General features: G+C 65.4%; 14 protein-coding genes. 5 read left to right on the top strand and 9 right to left on the bottom strand.

Annotated elements, in window-relative coordinates; all coding sequences use genetic code 11:
* Position 1 precedes the first annotated feature (1 nt).
* Together ACH49N_RS07860 and ACH49N_RS07855 are read right to left on the bottom strand one after the other, a co-directional pair.
* Entirely contained in the window at positions 2-889 is an 888-nt protein-coding gene (locus tag ACH49N_RS07860) for a transketolase (protein ID WP_358271979.1), read from the bottom strand.
* On the bottom strand, positions 886-2,286 hold the full coding sequence (locus tag ACH49N_RS07855; RefSeq protein WP_358271981.1) for an MFS transporter: 1,401 nt from the start codon (positions 2,284-2,286) through the stop codon (positions 886-888). The genes ACH49N_RS07860 and ACH49N_RS07855 overlap by 4 nt, the downstream gene beginning before the upstream one ends.
* 241 nt (positions 2,287-2,527) lie before the next feature.
* On the opposite strand from ACH49N_RS07855, the gene ACH49N_RS07850 reads away from it, so the two are divergent.
* A complete protein-coding gene (locus ACH49N_RS07850) occupies positions 2,528-3,301 on the top strand; it encodes an SDR family NAD(P)-dependent oxidoreductase (RefSeq protein WP_250766225.1) in 774 nt (257 codons plus the stop codon).
* Between the two features lie 192 nt (positions 3,302-3,493).
* Here the strand turns inward: ACH49N_RS07850 and ACH49N_RS07845 are convergent, their stop codons facing one another.
* The 6 genes from ACH49N_RS07845 to ACH49N_RS07820 all read right to left on the bottom strand — a co-directional run bounded on the left by ACH49N_RS07845 (position 3,494) and on the right by ACH49N_RS07820 (position 8,752).
* The gene (locus ACH49N_RS07845) at positions 3,494-3,874 is read right to left on the bottom strand and encodes a nuclear transport factor 2 family protein (protein WP_358271983.1); all 381 of its coding nucleotides are present in this window, start codon (positions 3,872-3,874) and stop codon (positions 3,494-3,496) included.
* Positions 3,875-3,970: 96 nt separating this feature from the next.
* Complete coding sequence (locus ACH49N_RS07840) at positions 3,971-4,582, bottom strand: malonic semialdehyde reductase (protein WP_358272069.1); 612 nt, start codon at positions 4,580-4,582, stop codon at positions 3,971-3,973.
* 93 nt (positions 4,583-4,675) lie between these two features.
* Positions 4,676-5,839 carry an acyl-CoA dehydrogenase family protein gene (locus ACH49N_RS07835; protein WP_358271985.1) on the bottom strand — a complete coding sequence of 388 codons (1,164 nt, stop codon included), beginning with the start codon at positions 5,837-5,839 and terminating at the stop codon, positions 4,676-4,678.
* A gap of 186 nt (positions 5,840-6,025) precedes the next feature.
* Positions 6,026-6,682: a 3,4-dihydroxy-2-butanone-4-phosphate synthase gene (locus tag ACH49N_RS07830; protein ID WP_358271986.1), complete on the bottom strand. Its 657-nt coding sequence runs from the start codon at positions 6,680-6,682 to the stop codon at positions 6,026-6,028.
* A gap of 77 nt (positions 6,683-6,759) precedes the next feature.
* Entirely contained in the window at positions 6,760-7,257 is a 498-nt protein-coding gene (locus ACH49N_RS07825) for a flavin reductase family protein (RefSeq protein WP_358271988.1), read from the bottom strand.
* 208 nt (positions 7,258-7,465) lie between these two features.
* Positions 7,466-8,752, bottom strand: a complete 1,287-nt coding sequence (locus tag ACH49N_RS07820; RefSeq protein ID WP_358271990.1) for a helix-turn-helix domain-containing protein — start codon at positions 8,750-8,752, stop codon at positions 7,466-7,468.
* A gap of 309 nt (positions 8,753-9,061) precedes the next feature.
* On the opposite strand from ACH49N_RS07820, the gene ACH49N_RS07815 reads away from it, so the two are divergent.
* The 4 genes from ACH49N_RS07815 to ACH49N_RS07800 all read left to right on the top strand — a co-directional run bounded on the left by ACH49N_RS07815 (position 9,062) and on the right by ACH49N_RS07800 (position 14,431).
* Positions 9,062-9,634: a VOC family protein gene (locus tag ACH49N_RS07815; RefSeq protein ID WP_358271992.1), complete on the top strand. Its 573-nt coding sequence runs from the start codon at positions 9,062-9,064 to the stop codon at positions 9,632-9,634.
* A gap of 59 nt (positions 9,635-9,693) precedes the next feature.
* Positions 9,694-10,584 carry a fumarylacetoacetate hydrolase family protein gene (locus tag ACH49N_RS07810; protein WP_358271993.1) on the top strand — a complete coding sequence of 297 codons (891 nt, stop codon included), beginning with the start codon at positions 9,694-9,696 and terminating at the stop codon, positions 10,582-10,584.
* Positions 10,577-12,343, top strand: a complete 1,767-nt coding sequence (locus ACH49N_RS07805; protein ID WP_358271995.1) for an FAD-dependent monooxygenase — start codon at positions 10,577-10,579, stop codon at positions 12,341-12,343. Before ACH49N_RS07810 ends, ACH49N_RS07805 begins: the two co-directional genes overlap by 8 nt.
* An 87-nt stretch (positions 12,344-12,430) precedes the next feature.
* Positions 12,431-14,431, top strand: coding sequence for an acetoacetate--CoA ligase (locus tag ACH49N_RS07800; protein WP_358271997.1), 2,001 nt, complete (start codon positions 12,431-12,433; stop codon positions 14,429-14,431).
* A 73-nt stretch (positions 14,432-14,504) separates the two neighbouring features.
* Here the strand turns inward: ACH49N_RS07800 and ACH49N_RS07795 are convergent, their stop codons facing one another.
* The gene (locus ACH49N_RS07795; protein ID WP_358272071.1) at positions 14,505-15,209 is read right to left on the bottom strand and encodes a GntR family transcriptional regulator; all 705 of its coding nucleotides are present in this window, start codon (positions 15,207-15,209) and stop codon (positions 14,505-14,507) included.
* Positions 15,210-15,261 lie beyond the last annotated feature (52 nt).

Raw genomic sequence — 15,261 nt, 5'->3', positions numbered from 1 at the left:
CTCAGGCGTCCTTGTCGTTGAAGCCGGCGGTCAGTTGGTCGCGGCAGATCTGCCACTCGTGTTCCTCGATGCGCATGAAGTGCGCCTTCTCCCGGGTCTCGAGCAGGGGCACGCCTTTACCGACCTTGGTGTCGCAGAGGATGATCGACGGCTTGCCGTCGGATTCGGCGGCGGCGTTGTCGAACGCACGCACGAGGGCGGTGACGTCGTTGCCGTCGACGCGCTCGACGTGCCAGCCGCACGCCGCCCACTTCTCGTGTATCGGTTCGGTACTCAGCACGGTCGAGGTTGCCCCGTCCGCCTGCAGGGCGTTGATGTCGACCATCGCGGTGAGATTGCCGAGCCGGTGGTGGTGGGCGCCCATCGCCGCTTCCCACGTCGAGCCCTCGTCGAGTTCTCCGTCGGAGAGGAAATTGAAGATGCGGGCGGTGGAGTGCTGGTGCCGCAACCCGAGCGCCATGCCGACCGCGATGGTCAGTCCGTGTCCGAGGGAGCCACCTGAAATTTCCATGCCGGGGGTGTAGGTGGACATCGCCGACATCGGTAGGTGCGAGTCGTCGGAGCCGTAGGTTTCCAGTTCGCAGCGCGGGATGATGCCCGCTTCGGCGAGGGCGGCGTAGTGGCCGATGGCGTAGTGGCCGGTGGAGAGGAGGAAGCGATCCCGGCCTTCCCAGTGCGGGTCGTCGGCGCGGTAGCGGAGTTGGTCGGCGTAGACGGTGGCGAAGATGTCGGCGGCCCCAAGCCCCTGCCCGACATACCCCTGGCCCTGCTCCTCACCCATGTCGATGATGTTGTGCCGCATCCGGTAGGCGAACTGCTCGATGGTGGCAATCCGCGATGCTTCACGGGTGGTGGCGTCGGCCGCGGCGGTGGCGGTTGTGGTGGTCACAGGAGTTCCTTTTCCTTGCGGATCGTGTTCGTCGTGCCGGTATTCGTGGTTGTGGTGGATGCGCAGGCGCTTTTGGAGTCGGCGCTCGCCACCGCCTCGTGAGCGAGGCGTCGTTCGGTGGGTCCCCAGGTTTCCTTGGTGATCAGCGCTGCCCAAAGTCCGATCAGGGCGTATGTGCTGAACAGCAGCGCCGGCCCCCACCAGCCGAAGGAGACGAACAGCAACGTGGTGACGAAAGGCGTGAAGCCGGAGACCATCGCGGAGATCTGGTAGGCGAGTGAGGCTCCCGACGATCGGCGGGCGGCGTCGAACAGTTCGGGGAACCAGGCACCCTGCGCACCCGCCAGCGAGTTCTGGCAGACGGCGTAGGAGATCACGATAGTGGCGATGATGAGAATGAACAGGCCCGTGTTGACCAGCAGGAACATCGGGGCACCGAAGAGGGCCGCGAACGCGCAGGATGCGATGTAGAGGGGTCGGCGTCCGATGCGGTCGGTGAGTCGGGCCCAGGCCATGGTGGCGAAGATGCCGATCGCGGACGCGATGCAGAGGGCGACAAGCGTTTCGGATTTTCCGGCGAGACCCTCATTGTGCAGGTAGGAAATCATGTAGGTGATCGACACCGCGTAGCCCGCGGTCTCGGCAACACGGAGTGCGATGCCGCGCAGGATGTTGCGCCAGTCGTACTTGATGGATTCGAGCACCGGCGACTTGACGATCTCGCCCTCGTTCTTCACGTCCTCGAAGACCGGTGACTCGGGAACCTTCGACCGAATGACCAGCCCGACCATCACCAGGACAATACTCGCGAGGAAGGGCACGCGCCACGCCCAGTCGCCGCCGAGGTGCACGCTGAACAGGAACACCAGATTCGCGAGTAGCAGCCCGACGGGGAAGCCGGCCTGCACGATGCCGGTGTATTTCCCTTTCGACTTCCATGGGGCGTGTTCGTAGCTCATCAAGATCGCACCGCCCCACTCGGCGCCGAAGGCGAGACCCTGGACGATACGGACCAGAACCAGCAGCACCGGGGCAATCAGCCCCACCTGCGAATAGGTCGGCAACAGTCCGATCGCGAAGGTCGCCAGTCCCATCGCGATCAGCGAGGCTACCAGAACCGGTTTACGGCCCAGCTTGTCCCCGAGATGGCCGCCGAGCACCCCGCCGAGGGGGCGTGCAGCGAAACCGACACCCAGCGTCGCGAAGGCCGCGAGTGTGCCCGTGACCGGATCGGCACCCGGAAAGAAGGCCGTACCGAAGTACAGCGCCGCGGCCGTGCCGAACCCGATGAAGTCGTAGGTCTCGATGACCGCCCCCACCGAGGAGCCGATTGCGACGCGCTTGGCGTCCTTCGTGCCGTGGACAGGACCTCGCATCCTGAGTGTTTCGGTACTCATGGGTGACTCCTCTTCGGGCTGCCGGTTTCTACGATTGCCGCCGACTTGTTGACTGTCAACATTGGCGTCTCAACAGTGTGATCCGAGCCACGTCGATCTGTCAACCGTCATCCGGCGACGGTTGACTGTCAACAGTTGATCGGCCTACTGTGGTGGCAGTCACTTACCGCATCGTCGACCGGTTCCCGCTTTCCATCGCATCACCCGGGAACGGTCAGCTTTCCAACAACGAGGAGCGATCATGTCGTCCATCCAGCGCACCGCCGTCGTCACCGGCGCCACTTCCGAGCGTGGCATCGGTCTCGCCACCGCCCGCCGCTACGCCGAAGAGGGCTGGGCGATCGTCGTTCTCGACCTCGACGGCGAGAAGTCCGCGAAGGTCGCCGCCGAGATCGGCAACGAGTTCGGTGTCCCGACCTTCGGTCACGACATCGACGTCGCCGACGAGAACTCGGTCCAACGGGCGCACGACGCGGTCGCCACCGAAGTTGCAGCCGGGAACCTCCCTGCTGTGGGTGCGCTCGCCAACATCGCCGGCATCACCTCACCGGTACCGTTCCTCGAGACGACGCTGGAACTGTGGAACAAGGTGATGGCGGTCAACGCCACCGGCACCTACCTCGTCACCCGCGCGTTCTTGCCGGCCATGATCGACAACGGCTGGGGACGAGTCGTGAACATGTCGTCGGTCTCCGCCCAGCGCGGTGGCGGAGTTTTCGGCAAGGTGCCCTACTCGTCCGCGAAAGCCGCGATCCTCGGTTTCACCAAGTCCCTCGCACGCGAACTCGGCGACAGCGGAGTCACCGTCAACGCCGTCACCCCGGGTGCGGTCGACACCAGCATCCGCGTCGGTAGCACCGCCGAAACGGAAGCGGCACTGTGCCGCGACATCCCCCTCGGCCGGGTCGCCACCACCACCGAGGTCGCCGCGGTGATCACCTTCCTGTCCTCCGAGGACGCCGCCTACCTCACCGGCACCACCGTCGACATCAACGGCGGCAGCCACCTGCACTGAGTTAGCGGGCGTTACCGCGTCCGCTTTCTTCGCTCCGGACGGTGAACGTCGCCGAACCCGGATCCTGAGCCAACTGCGGCCATTGGACCAGATCGCTACCTGTCCGATCTGTCCCGCAAGGGTGAAGCCGGCTCGACGCCCGGTGTCGCTTTCAGGATGCCGTCCCCCTAGGGTCGGCAGGCACCGGACGCCCTATTTCGTGCTGCCCGAAACAACGGGACTGGGGTCCATGAAGATCAGGTACTCGGTCACCTTGTTGTTCTCGACGCGGGTGCGCGTGACGGCCGGGAGTGTGAAGGATTCACCGTTCTGCAAGGTGTAGGTGACCTCCACCCGGAGCGCGGCCACGTTGCCTTCCGACCATTCTTCGAGGATCTCGTGGCGCATCGACACCACCGAGGTCAGGTACTGCGCTACCCATGCTTGGATCGCGCTCTTGCCGATGACGGGGGCGTTGTTGCCCATCCGGAAGACGCAGTCGTCGGAGAAGAAGTCGAAGAACGCTGCGATGTCGGTGTCGGCGGCTTCGAGAAGTTTGCGGGTGGTCTCGACCTCGGTTGTGGCTGTGGTCATCGGACTCTCTTTCTCTGGTGTTGTGTGGGATGGCCCCGCACTGTGTGGGGTCGATCTGGACTGGATTTGGCCCTATCGGCGAGCGGTCTACAGCCCTCAGGCCCAGCGGACGGTCTCTGCGGGGTCGAGTCTGGGGAGACGCTCGAACCACGGATTCTCGCCGGGGTATCCGATGTTGACAACCAGAATGGACCTCCAGGAGGTTCCGGCGAAGAGTTCCGCGTCTATTCCTGCGGGATCGAAGCCGGCCATCGGCCCGGCCGCCAAACCGGCGGCGCGGATGGCGAGGATGAAGTACCCCGCCTGCAGGGCGGCGTTGAAGTTACCGGTGCGCTCGCGCAACGCGTCGTTGTCGGCGAAGACATCACGGATTTGCGGCCGGATTGGCAGCAGCCGGGGCAAGTGCTCGTGAAATTCGCTGTCTACCGTGAGAATTGCGGTGACGGGGGCTGACGCCGTCTTCTCACGGTTACCCTCGTCGAGATGATCGAGCAGTCGGCGGCGCGCGGCGTCGGTGCGGATGAACTGCACGCGCATCGGCTGGGAGTTCGCTGCCGTGGGCGCCCAGCGCGTCATTTCCCAGATCTGTGTGAGTTTGTCATCGCTGACCGGGATCGGGGCGAAGTTGTTCACTGTTCGTGCGCCCGCAAACAGCAGGTCTCTGGCTGCGTCGTCGAGACATTCGATCGTCGAGTTGCTGTTCACCAGTGCTTTTCTCCTGATCTTTTGCAGACGGTGGTGCGGGAACGGGGATCGGGCACCTGCGCGATTACGCGATTGCCCGTCCCGGCCAGCATCCGGTCAGAGGAGCGGATCGGATACGGGAAGTTCGAGGGTGAACCGGCCGATGGTTTCCGAGGCCGTGTCGATGTCGAGGAAGGCGTGCACCGACAACACGGACAGGTCACGGAAGAACCGCTGGATCGGTGCGGAGGTTCGGTATCCGTCGCCGCCGATTCCGCGCACCATGTCGTTGAGGGCGTTGCGGGCCAGGTCCGCCAAATATGCCGCCTTGAGCTTCATTTCGGCACGATCGCGGGGGTCGGACTGCTCGGGTCGCTGCGCGGTGAGGCGCTCGAAGAAGGCGTCGAGGAGGGTTTCGGCGGCGTCCGCCGCGGCCAGCGCCCGGCCGAGGCGCATCTGGGCGGCCTGCTTGCCTGAGGCCTTCTCCTGGCTGATTGTTCCCTGCCGGTCCTTGGTGCGCTGGACGAACGCGTCCGCCGCACCGCGTAGCGCACCGACGACGACCGGGGTGACCTCGGCCATCGCGAACGGCAGGAAGGGCAGGTGGTACATGGGATTGGGGTGGATCAGCTGCCCGGGAGCGGTACCGGCGAGTGCGAGGGCGAACGGCCCGGTGCGGTACTCCGGGACGAACACGTCCTCGACGCTGATGTCATTACTGCCGGTTCCGGACATGCCGGCGATGTACCAGGTGTCGAGGATCTTGACGTCCTCGCGGGGCACCAGGAACCACAGCGGGCTGGGGGCGCTGCCCTCCTCGAACACCACACCGGCGAAGGTGAACCACTCCGCGTGCACCGACCCGGAGTTCCATGCCGTCTGCCCGGTGATGCGGTAGCCACCGTCAACCTTCTGCACCTTCCCGAGCGGGGCCGCGGTACCCGCGGTGAGGGTGTAGGGCTTGTCGGCGAACACTTCTCGTTGGGCCTGTTCGGTGAAGATGTTCACCCGCCAAGCCGCTCCGATGTAGAAGGAGGTGACCCACCCGGTCGACGGGCAGACCGCGCTGATGGTGCGGACGATATCGGCGGCGACGTCGAGTCCGAGTTCGAGTCCGCCGTACTCCTTGGGGGTCAGCGTGGCCAGAATTCCCGAGTCGATGAGGTCGGTGATCGTCTCGTCGAGGGGAGCACGGTTCTCCTCGGTCTTCTGTGCGCGTTCGGTGAAGGCAGGTACCAGGGCGTGCACCCTGTCCATGAGTTCGGTGCGGGTGATGTCCATTGTTTCCTCCGATGTGTGGGGTGGTGTTTCTCAGCGTTTGGGGAATCTCTGCGTAGCTCTGCGCATGCAGAAACCGCGCCTGAGGTATGTGAATGCTGGCTTGGTCGAATGTGTCTGTCGCGCACGGCACGACGCTGGGCAACACCACCTGTGAGTACTTGTTAACCGCCCGCGGTTAACAAGTACTCACAGGTGGTGGGTCAGTGAAAGTTGTTCCTCGGGGTCCGGACCGGCGACGAGCGTGAGCCCGTACCGGTCGGCAAGGATCTCGGCATCGCCTCGATTGCCGACGTCTGTCGGGTCGGCGATACCGTCGAGGTCGGCGAACACCGCTCCCGAGTAGTGAGATTCAGCCGTGTCGGTGAGCGTGAGGGCGACCGACGCGGCGGTCAGGCGCGTACGAAACTCTGTGGGTGTCACGCGCACCGGGATCAGGTGCCCAGGCCTGGTGAGATCGCCCGGTTCCGTGGCCGGGTCGGCGAGGATGCGGGCCGTGCGCGCCCGGTCAACACCAGAGATCCCGGTGGTGATGCCGGCGGCGGCGTCGACGGTGACACATTGGCCGTGGCCGAGCGTGGAGATGGCCCGAACCGTGGGGGTCGCTTCCGGCAGTACGAGACGGTCACAGATCCGTTCGTGCAGCGCCACCTGCAGAAATCCTGTGGTGTGGCGGATCAGGAAGGCCATCTGCTCGGTGGTCGCGGCGCCGGCGCACCCGACGAGCACGACGCGGCGGTGATGGCTCAGGATGATCAGCTCGCCGGCGGCGAGTGCGCGACTACCGGCTGCGATTGTCGACCATGACCGATGGTGCGTGGCGCGGGGCGCTAACGAGGTCGTCATGGCGTGCCTTCCTTTGCAGATTATTTCGGTGGTGCTGTCGAAGTGCTCTGGCGGCGGCGTAATCGAGGCCGGTAGTGTTACGCGGATTCCAGCGCCGAGTGCGTGCCGAATACGCGGCGGTGATAGGTGAGCGGGTCGCTGTAATTGTTATCTGCCGCAACGACGTTGCCGAGTACGACCACATGATCTCCGCCCTCGACGAACTGCTCGACGTGACAGGCGATCCAGCCGGCGGCGCCGGCGATTCGGGGAAGGTCGTGGTCGAGGTCCCACCGCACGCCGTGGAACTTGCCTACTCCGCCCTTCTTCGCGAACTTCAGCGCGGTTCCTTGCTGGTCGCGGCCCAACACGTTCAAACCGAACTTCTTCGATGCCGTGATCAGTTCGAGCGTCTCCGATCCGCGGTCCAAGGAGACCAGGACCATCGGGGGTGTCATCGACAAAGAGGTGAAGGCGCTGACGGTGGTGCCGAAGGGCAGGCCGCCGTCCATGGAGGTCACGACGGCGACCGGAGTGGCCACGTGTGCCATCACGTCCTTGAACGCTTCCTGGACAGGACTCGAGGGGGTATTCATGGCAAATTTTCCTTCTGTCGACTGCGGCTGTCAGCGCAACGATCCGTGGAATCCAAACGGGACGGGTGCTGCTGGCCTTCGGGCTTCACCACCCGCTGTGTTCTACACCACAAGTAGACCGCATCAGTTACCCAGTTCGCACTACTGCAGAGCCCAGCGTTGTCGCCGACTTTTGGTCTCTGGACCAGCCGAGGGTCGGGCTATCGACCTACGGTCGTTCCCACTGAGCGATGGGGGCGTCTTTGAGCCACTCGTAAATGCGGAGCGCGGCACGCAGGTCCGTGGTCGATCCATCCGAAGGCGAGCACAGGCTCAAGGCCTTCTGCACTCGGTAGGTCACCGTGTTCTTGGAAATATGCTCTGCCGAAGCGACTTTGGCAAGGCTGTGGTCCATGTCGAGATAGAGGCTCAAAGTCGACCGCAGGTCGGCCATCCGGGGGTCTTCGCCGGCGAGCGGGCCGAGCAGGCGGGAGGCGAACTGCACCGCGGCTTCCGGGTCGGCGAGCAGGAGCACTTCCAGGCCGATGTGCTCGTGAGCGGTGGTGGTGGGCGGATGGCCCGAACGGAGTCGAACCAGTCGCTCGACGGCCCGGGCCTCGAGGTGGCTTCGGCGGAATCCTTCCATCCCGGAGCCGAGTTGGCCGGCGACGACGAAGGTGTCACCGAAGTCGGGTAGGGAGGAGGTCAGGGCTCTGGTCGGATCCGGGGTGATCGCCCCCCACGCCCAGATCGCTTGGAGACCGATGGGTATCACCAATGATGCTGTCGGCGTACCCCAGTGCCGGAGCACCGGGTCGACGACGGCCCGCAGGTCGTGGCTCGAGTGCGGGCCGCTCCAGGCGATAAGCGCCACGTGGTGCCCACCGAGTGGGTAGCCGAGGACCTGTTCGGCGTGGGCGAGTTCGATGGGGTCGGCGGCGATGATCTTGGTGACCAGGTCGAGCCGGGCCGCCGACACCCCCGCCGCCCAAGCGCTCTGCTCATCGAGGAATGCCGCGGCGGCCACACCGGTGAAGTCGTCGAGCACCTCGAAGAGGAGCAGGGAGATGCGGCGAATCTCGGCGCCGCTCTCGGTCGGCGGTATCAGCCGGGTCGCTGCGTCGAGAAGTGCGGCCGCCAGCACGGCATATCCGACGCGGATGGTCCGGAGCAGATCGTCGAGCTCCAAACCCCGCCGGGCGAAGTCTCTGGCGATGTCCTCCACTTCAGCGCTGGCCAGAGTGGGTTCCGACTCGCCGATACCCGCGGTCAGCGTCAGCGCCCGAAACGCGGTCGCCGTGGTGGCTCGCCGAATCGCGTCCAGGGGTGGCGCTCCGTCGCCCATTGCAGGAACTTTCCGAGAGATTTTTGCGGCAATATCCTGGCCGACTTCGACGGCCCAGGTCACCGCGCCGTCGCCGAGGACGGTTCGAACGCGTTCGGCGTCCGGGCTGAGCCACTCGAGCTCCGATTGCGGGGCGCGTGTTCCCGAAAGTTGACCAGTCCAGTGCTGCACCCGACATCCTTTCCGACCGTCTCAACGCTACAGCGAACACATCACCCAAATTGGGCTGTGAACCAATTTCCCTCCAACTTCCTGTTGCCCAGCCACTAGCCATCCTCGACCGATTCTCGTGAAAATGGGAAGACCACAACGTGACGGGGACCACAGCAATGGTCTCTACGAGGGTTCGCGGCAACGCGAGCTGTTATCAAATATAGCCCGGTAGGAATCCACCTTAGCTGTGGAACGGCATTTCGAATCCGGATCTCACACACATCCCTCGCGGTCACCCGACCGTGATTGGAATCGAAGGAGTCAACGATGACCGCCACCCCCAAGTTCGCGCACGTCGTCTTGCAGACGAGCCGATTCGAGGAGATGCGCGACTGGTATTGCACCGTGCTGGATGCGCACGTGGTTTACGAGGGGCACGGTCTGTGCTTCATCACCTTCGACGAGGAGCACCACCGCGTTGCGCTGCTCGGCGCCCCGGTGCAGCTCGAACCCCGCAATCCGGGTGCTGCGGGCATGCACCACACCGCGTACACCTTCGACACTCTCGAGGATCTCCTCGATCGGTACGACTCGTTGAAGGAGAAGGGCATCGAGCCGAAGGTGCCCATCCAGCACGGCGTCACGACGTCCCTGTACTACCAGGATCCGGACGGCAACTTCGTCGAGCTGCAGATCGACAACTTCACCACCCCCGACGAGGCGACGGCTTACATGAACGGCCCGGAGTACGGCGGCAACCCGGTCGGGGTGTCGTTCGTCCCGGAGCGGATGCGGGAAGCGCTCGCCCAGGGCACCCCGGTCTCGGAGATCACCACCCACTCCTGGGCCCGGCAGACCAGCCCGGACCTGCCCGACCCGATGGCGGCACTGACCAGCTGACCGCCCTCGAGGCCGCTCAGCCCGACAGATCAGCACTTCCCCTCACCGAAGGACATTTCATGCGTGTGGCAAACCAAGCCGGCCGGCTCCAGGTCGTGGCAGACGGGATCGCCGTCGACGTCGAGGCGGCCAGCGGAGGCCGCTTCTCCGCCGAACCCCAGCAGATTTTCGACCGGTGGGACGAGTTCACCTCATGGGCAGCCACGGTGGACTTCACCGACGGAACACCGCTTGTCGAGCCAGAGCTGGGTGCTCCGGTTCCCCGGCCGGGTCAAATCTTCGCCATCGGCGTGAACTATGCCGATCACGTCGAGGAGTCCGGGCTGACCCTGCCCGACGCCCCTTTCGTGTTCACCAAGTTCCCCGCGTCGATCACCGGCCCCTATGACACCATCGAACACCCCGGCGGCTCGGTCGATTTCGAAGTCGAACTCGTGGCGGTCATCGGCAAGGAGGCCCGACACGTCCCCGTCTCCGAGGGCTGGGATTATGTCGCCGGGCTGACCCTCGGCCAGGACCTGTCCGAGCGGGACCTTCAGTTGTCCGGTCCGCCGCCGCAGCAGTTCGGCCTCGGCAAGTCGTTCGCCGGATTCGCCCCGATCGGACCGGTGCTGGTCACCCCCGACGAATTCGAGAACCCGGACGACATCGAGGTCAGCACGGTCCTGTCGGGCGAGCTGATGCAGAAGTCGCGCACCCAGCACCTGATCTTCCCGATCCCGGTCCTCGTGTCCTACCTGTCGTCGATTCTGCCGCTGCGCCCCGGCGACCTCATTTTCACCGGCACCCCCTCGGGTATCGGCTTCACCCGTGACCCGAAACGGCTCATCGGTGTCGACGACGAACTCGTCAGCCGTGCCGACACCATCGGCGAGATGCGGCACCACTTCGCCGCCGCAACCCGCCCGCACCCACTCACCACTGTTTCCAGGAGCACCAGCCATGTCTGAGATCACCGTTCCCGTACTCATCGTCGGCGGAGGCGGGTGTGGACTGACCACCTCGATCCTGCTGTCCGAGCACGGCATCGACCACCACCTCGTCGAGCGGCACACCAGCACCTCGCACCTGCCCAAGGCCCACTACCTCAACCAGCGCACCATGGAGGTGCTGCGCCAGGTCGGCGTCGCGGACTCGATCTACGAGGTGGGCACCCCGCCGAAGAACATGGGCAAGACCCGGTGGGTCACCTCGCTCGGCGGCGACGGCGAACTGGACGGGCGCACCCTGTACACCCTCGAATCGTTCGGCGGTGGACGACTCGAGAGCGCATACGCGGTCGACAGCCCGTGCCCGTCCACCAACTACCCGCAGATCCGGCTCGAACCCCTCCTGCGTGAGCACGCGGAGAAAAGGGCACCGGACTCGATTCATTTCGGCCGCGAACTCGTCTCGTTCGAGCAGGACGAGAACGGAATCCACGCGGTCGTCCTGAACCGCGACACGCAAGAGACCTACACCGTCCACGCCCAGTACATGGTCGCCGCGGACGGTGGCAAGACCGTCGGCCCCGAACTCGGTGTCAAGATGGAGGGCCCGACCGGGATCCTCGACATGGTCAGCACCCACTTCACTGCCGACCTGTCGGAGTGGTGGGAGGACGACGTTCTGATCACCTGGTTGCTCAACCCCGAGGGCGCCGGGTCCTGGAACAGCGGCGCCATGGCCGCCATGGGCCCCACGTGGGGCAAGCATTCGGAAGAATTCGTCCTGCACTTCACCTTCCGCCCGGACGATCCGGCCCGGTTCGACGAAGAGGCGATCGTTCCGCGGCTGCGCGAGCTCCTCAAGCTGCCCGACCTCGAACTCGAGGTGCACAAGGTCAGCCACTGGATCCTCGAGGGCGTTCTCGCCGACAAGTACCAGGTCGGCCGAATCTTCCTTGCCGGTGACGCTGCCCACCGGCACCCGCCGACCACCGGCTTGGGTCTGAACACCGCTATCCAGGACGCCCACAACCTGGTCTGGAAACTGGCCTCGGTGATCAAGGGTGACGCCGCCCCCGCCCTGCTCGACACCTACGAGCCCGAACGCCGGCTCGTCGGTATGCGCAACGTCGACTGGGCAATGTTCACCTTCCTCAACCACATGGTCGTCGACGCCGGCCTCGGCCTGATTCCCGGCCAACCGCTCGAGGCCCAGGTCCAGGTGTTCCGGGACTACTTCTCCGACACCCCGATGGGCGAAACCCGCCGCGCCCGTGCGGCCGAGGTGATCAACACCCAGCGCACCGAGTTCCAGGCCCACGACCTCGAGATCGGCTTCGCCTACCGCGACGGGGCCCTCGTCCCGGACGGCAGCGAGGCACCGCCCCGCGACCCGATGGGCCACAACTACCACCCCACCACCCGCCCCGGGCACCGCCTCCCGCATGCGTGGCTCGAGCACGACGGCCGGCAGATCTCCACCCACGACCTCACCGGCAACAACGCGCACTTCGTGCTCATCACGGCCGCGGACGGCGCCGCCTGGTCCGACGCCGCCCGGTTGGCCAAGGACAAGTTCGGGGTCCAGATCAAGGTCGCCCAGATCGGCGACGGTGCCGACTACACCGACCCCACTGGCCGCTGGGCCGAACTTCGCCAGACCGACGACACCGGTGCGATCCTGGTCCGTCCGGACAACCACGTCGCCTGGCGCAGCACCGGCGGCGCCGCCGACCCTGCCGACGAGCTCACCCGGGCCCTCGGCACCGTGCTCGCACGCTGACATCACCGCACGAAAAGCCTTCCGCCACGGGCAGTCCAGGACACGCCGCCTGCCCGTGGCGGCGGGAGCCGGAAAGGACGCACAATAATGACCGCGCCAGGACGTGAAGTGTTGTGGACCCCGCCGCCCGAGCGGGTCTTCGCCTCGAACATGAGCCGGTACCAACAATGGCTCGCGGCGGAGAAGATCGTCTCCACCACCGACTTCGACTCGCTGTGGTGTTGGTCGATCAGCGACCTCGAGAAGTTTTGGCTTTCGATCTGGGAGTACTTCGACGTGATCGCCTCGGCGCCACCGCAGACGGTGCTCGCCGACCCCAAGATGCCCGGGGCGCGGTGGTTCCCCGGCACCCGACTGAACTGGGCCGAAAACCTGCTTCGCCATACCGATCAGGCCGGGCCGGCGATCATCTCGGTCGACGAAACCGGGACGACCGGGGAACTCTCACGGGCCGAGCTGGTCGCACAGGTCGCCAACCTCGCCGCGCACTTCCGGAAGATCGGGGTGCGCCCCGGCGACCGGATCGCAGCGATGCTGCCGAACATCGCGCCCACCGTCGTCGCGGTGCTGGCCGCGGCCAGCGTCGGGGCGGTGTGGTCGTGTTGCGCACCGGATTTCGGTGTGAAAGGACTGGTCGACCGGTTCGCGCAGATCGAGCCGACCGTGCTGATCGGGGTGGACGGCTACCAGTTCAACGGTAAACGCGTCGACCGCCGGGACGTGTTCTCCGCCCTGTTGGACCAGCTCCCGACCGTGCGGCACGCCATCATGGTCGACAACATCGGGCTGCCCTACGAGGGGGAGCACCGGCAGAGTGTCGCCGACTACGCCGATGTGGTCGTCGGGAATGCCCAGCCCGAGTACGAGCAGGTGGCGTTCGATCATCCGCTGTGGATCCTGTACAGCTCCGGCACCACCGGCCTACCCAAGGGCATCGTGCACTCGCACGGCGGAATCCTTCTCGAAGCCCTCAAAGCAAACGCGCTGCACTACGACCTCGGCCCCACCGACCGGGTATTCATCGCCGCCAGCACCGCCTGGGTGGTGTGGAACATGCTCGTCGACACCATGGTCACCGGCGCGACGATCGTCACCTACGACGGCAGCCCCACTTCCGGGCGACCCGACCACCAATTCGAGATCTGCGCCCGCTACGGCGCCACCCGTTTCGGCACCGGTGCCGCCTATCTGACGTTGTGTGAGAAGGCCGGCACCCAGCCCGGGACCGACTTCGACCTGTCGAGATTGCGGTCGATCATGTCGACCGGTTCGCCGCTGCCCGACACCACCTGGCGGTGGATCTACGACACGGTCAGTCCGAATGTGCACCTGGGATCGGACAGCGGCGGCACCGACGTGGCCACCGGTTTCATCGGTGCCAACCCGCTCTCCCCTGTTCGGGTGGGGGAATTGCAAGGCCCCTACCTGGGGGTCGATGTGCAGGCCTGGACCGAGTCCGGTGAAGCGGTCGTCGGCGAGGTCGGGGAAATGGTGATCACCGCACCGATGCCGTCCATGCCGATCTACTTCTGGAACGACCCGGACGGAATCCGCTACCGCGAAGCCTATTTCGAGGTATACCCCGGGGTGTGGCGGCACGGCGACTGGATCACCATCGAAGCCGACGGCGGCTGCATCGTTCACGGTCGATCGGACTCGACGATCAACCGCGGCGGTGTCCGGATGGGATCGGCGGACATCTACCAGGCCGTCGAAGCGCTTCCCGAGATCGCCGAGGCCCTCGTGATCGGCGCCGAGCTCCCCAACGGCGGCTACCACATGCCGCTGTTCGTGGTACTGCGCGACGGACACGACCTCGACGAGTCGCTCGTGGAAAAGATTCGCACCACGATCCGTCGGGAGGCCTCACCCCGGCACGTGCCGGACGAGATCATCGACGTGCCGGCGATTCCCACCACCCGCACCGGCAAGCGGCTCGAGATTCCCGTCAAGAAACTGATTCAGGGAATAGCCCCCGAGACCGCGATCAACCGCGCCACCGTCGCCGACACCGACGCCCTCGACTGGTACATCGACTACGCGGAGCGATTTCAGCACCACCGCGCCGAAACCTCCACGCTCACCTGAGGCTCTGTGGCCACCGAGGCACCGGCCGCGGCGGCCGCAGAACAGGCCTGAACATGCGCCGAGGCGGCAGTGTTCAGGGCGCGATCGGGTCGAGCGCCCGCAGCGCGATCTGTTCGTTGTCGTCGAGATGCTGCCGTGTCGCCGCGGCGACCTTCCTCATATTGCGGGTGCGCACGACGGTGAGTATCTCCGAATGCGCATGTCCCCGCCGCTGGTGCTCGTCCGGTTCCGCCTCACGGCCCGAGAAAGCCAATCGGACATACCGTTCGGCGGCATGCCACAGGCCGCCCAGCACGCGTAGGTCCCATGCGGTGGCGGCGGGACGGAGCAGCTCGTAGTGGAAGGCGTGGTGTGCCTCATAGATGTCGTCGAGGTCGAGGCTTTCGTCGCCGAACATGGCCACGTAGCCGTCGAGGCGACGTAAGTCGGAATCGTCGAGCATTTTGCAGGCGCGGCCGGCGATTTCCGGTTCCAGCTGACGGCGCAGTCGATAGATACCGTGCAAGTCGTCGTGCGATAGCGGGGCGACCATCGCGCTTTTCCCGGGGCGGGTCACCACCAAACCCTGCGCTTCGAGCTCTTTGAGTGCTTCCCGGACCGGGATGAAACTCACCCCGAGCTGCCCGGAGATCTCCCGCAGCGAGAACGTCTGTCCCGGACGGAGTTCACCGGAGAGGATCGCGCGCCGGATTTCCTTCGCGACCTGTTCGGGAACGGAGGTCGGAGTCAGCGACCGCACCAGCGGTTGCGGGTTTCTCGTGCTCGCTGTCACGACCATCTCCGTCTCGTTCGACATTGGGCCACCAGGGACCATGTTATAACACCGGGTC

Source organism: Rhodococcus sp. NPDC019647 (genome assembly GCF_044389235.1).
Lineage (GTDB): Bacteria > Actinomycetota > Actinomycetes > Mycobacteriales > Mycobacteriaceae > Rhodococcus_F > Rhodococcus_F oxybenzonivorans.
Note: the sequence above shows the minus strand (reverse complement) of the source record. Positions and strands in the feature narration are given on the sequence as shown.